We start from the raw sequence: 3213 nt of genomic DNA on the forward strand, positions 1-3213 counted from the left end.
AAGCACGGCAACGTCCTACCCTCGCAGGCAGTCTCCCACCAACTACTCTCGGCGTTAAGAAGCTTAACTTCTGTGTTCGGCATGGTTACAGGTGTTTCCTTCTTGCTCTTGCCACCGTACTTCTTTTTGAGCTTTTACACTCAAAACTAAATATTATCCTTCGAAAAAACCGTTCCACTCTCTTCTTTGACTGCCTTCGCTTTTGGTCAAGTCCTCGACTGATTAGTACTAGTCCGCTCCAAACCTCACGGCTCTTCCACTCCTAGCCTATCTACCTCATCGTCTTTGAGGTGTCTTACTACTTTCGTATGGGAAATCTCATCTTGAGGGGGGCTTCGCACTTAGATGCTTTCAGCGCTTATCCCTACCATACTTAGCTACCCAGCTATGCCTTTGGCAAGACAACTGGTACACCAGCGGTATGTCCATCCCGGTCCTCTCGTACTAAGGACAGCTCCTCTCAAATTTCCTACGCCCACGACGGATAGGGACCGAACTGTCTCACGACGTTCTGAACCCAGCTCGCGTGCCGCTTTAATGGGCGAACAGCCCAACCCTTGGGACCTACTTCAGCCCCAGGATGCGACGAGCCGACATCGAGGTGCCAAACCTCCCCGTCGATGTGAACTCTTGGGGGAGATAAGCCTGTTATCCCCAGGGTAGCTTTTATCCGTTGAGTGATGGCCCTTCCATACGGTACCACCAGATCACTAAGCCCGACTTTCGTCCCTGCTCGAGTTGTCGCTCTCGCAGTCAAGCTCCCTTATACCTTTACACTCTGTGAATGATTTCCAACCATTCTGAGGGAACCTTTGGGCGCCTCCGTTACTCTTTAGGAGGCGACCGCCCCAGTCAAACTGCCCATCTGACACTGTCCCATGCCTCGCTTAGAGGCGCTGGTTAGAGCAACCATCAAACAAGGGTAGTATCCCAACATTGCCTCTGATAATACTAGCGTACTATCTTCTCCGGCTCCTACCTATCCTGTACATGCTTAACAGTTGCCCAATATCAAATTGCAGTGAAGCTCCATGGGGTCTTTCCGTCCTGTCGCGGGTAACCCGCATCTTCACGGGTATTATAATTTCACCGAGTCTCTCGTTGAGACAGTGCCCAAATCATTACACCTTTCGTGCAGGTCGGAACTTACCCGACAAGGAATTTCGCTACCTTAGGACCGTTATAGTTACGGCCGCCGTTTACTGGGGCTTCAGTTCGCTGCTTCGCTTACGCTTACAGCTCTCCTTAACCTTCCAGCACCGGGCAGGTGTCAGCCCCTATACGTCGTCTTACGACTTTGCAGAGACCTGTGTTTTTGATAAACAGTTGTTTGGGCCTATTCACTGCGGCTGGCTTTTACACCAGCACCCCTTCTCCCGAAGTTACGGGGCTATTTTGCCGAGTTCCTTAACGAGAGTTCTCTCGCTCACCTTAGTGTTCTCCACTCGACTACCTGTGTCGGTTTGCGGTACGGGTACGTTAGCTCTCACTAGAAGCTTTTCTTGGCAGTGTGACTCTTGAACCTTCGCTACTTTTATTTCGCTCCTCATCACGACTTGTGCTTCTTAACAGTAAGCATTTGACTCACCATTACACTTGTCGCTTAAACATGGCTTTCCAGCTCCATGCGTCCTTTGCCTCCTGCGTCCCTCCTTCGCTATTAACGATCTAACGCAGTACAGGAATTTCTACCTGTTGTCCATCGACTACGCCTTTCGGCCTCGCCTTAGGTCCCGACTTACCCTGGGCGGACGAGCCTGCCCCAGGAAACCTTAGTCTTTCGGCGGATAGGATTCTCACCTATCTTTCGCTACTCATACCGGCATTCTCACTTCTAAACGCTCCACTTATCCTCTCGATTAAGCTTCACCGCATTTAGAACGCTCTCCTACCACGCATTATTGCTAATGCATCCACAGTTTCGGTACTATGCTTAGCCCCGGTAAATTTTCGGCGCAGCGTCACTCGACTAGTGAGCTATTACGCACTCTTTTAATGATGGCTGCTTCTGAGCCAACATCCTAGTTGTCTACGCAACTCCACATCCTTTTCCACTTAGCATAGATTTTGGGACCTTAACTGGTGATCTGGGCTGTTTCCCTTTCGACTACGGATCTTATCACTCGCAGTCTGACTCCAGTGCTTTGATACATGGAATTCGCAGTTTATCTGAATTCAGTAACCCCTGACGGGCCCCTCATCCAAACAGAGCTCTACCTCCATTATCATCCTCGCACCAGGCTAGCCCTAAAGCTATTTCGGAGAGAACCAGCTATCTCCAAGTTCGTTTGGAATTTCACCGCTACCCACAACTCATCCCCGCAATTTTTAACTTACGTGGGTTCGGTCCTCCAGTGTGTTTTACCACACCTTCAACCTGGTCATGGGTAGGTCACTTGGTTTCGGGTCTACATCAAATAACTCTCTCGCCCTATTCAGACTCGCTTTCGCTACGGCTCCGTCCTTTTATGACTTAACCTCGCTATTTAACGTAACTCGCCGGTTCATTCTACAAAAGGCACGCCATCACCCTTTAATGGGCTCTGACTACTTGTAAGCACACGGTTTCAGGTTCTCTTTCACTCCCCTTCCGGGGTTCTTTTCACCTTTCCCTCACGGTACTGGTTCACTATCGGTCACAATCTAGTATTTAGCCTTGCGAGATGGTCCTCGCTGCTTCAATCGGAATTCCTCGTGTTCCGACCTACTCAGGATTCTGCTCGGCGTACTCTTGATTTCGCTTACGGGGCTCTCACCCTCTCTGGCTTACCTTCCCAGATAATTCTGCTATCGCCTGTACTTACCTTCTTGCAGTCCTACAACCCCAAACAATAAATTGCTTGGTTTGGGCTCTTTCCGTTTCGCTCGCCGCTACTTGGGAAATCGATCTTTCTTTCTCTTCCTGCAGCTACTTAGATGTTTCAGTTCACTGCGTCTTGCCCTAGTTACCTATTTATTCAATAACTAGTAATGTATCTCTACATTGGGTTCCCCCATTCGGATATCTCCGGATCTCTGCTTACTTACAGCTCCCCGAAGCCTTTCGTGGTTCGTCACGTCCTTCTTCGCCTTATTGTGCCTAGGCATTCACCGTGCGCCCTTTTTTACTTGACCTTACTCAAGATACTCTCTCGGTCGCTCTTGCAATCTGTTCTCTTTTGATTGTTTCTCGGTTTTTTCTTGGATTATATTCAGTTTTCAATGTACTAACTC

Annotated in this window: 2 rRNA genes; both read right to left on the reverse strand. The window is 49.2% G+C overall.

What is annotated here, in order from left to right:
* Nucleotides 1-2: 2 nt before the first annotated feature.
* Nucleotides 3-119: ribosomal RNA gene (rrf, locus tag F5ESL0233_RS08005) — 5S ribosomal RNA — on the reverse strand.
* A gap of 83 nt (nt 120-202) precedes the next feature.
* Nucleotides 203-3114 (reverse strand): 23S ribosomal RNA (locus F5ESL0233_RS08010).
* Nucleotides 3115-3213 lie beyond the last annotated feature (99 nt).

It is taken from the genome of Lactobacillus sp. ESL0233, from assembly GCF_003692995.1.
GTDB classification, from domain to species: Bacteria; Bacillota; Bacilli; order Lactobacillales; family Lactobacillaceae; genus Lactobacillus; species Lactobacillus bombicola.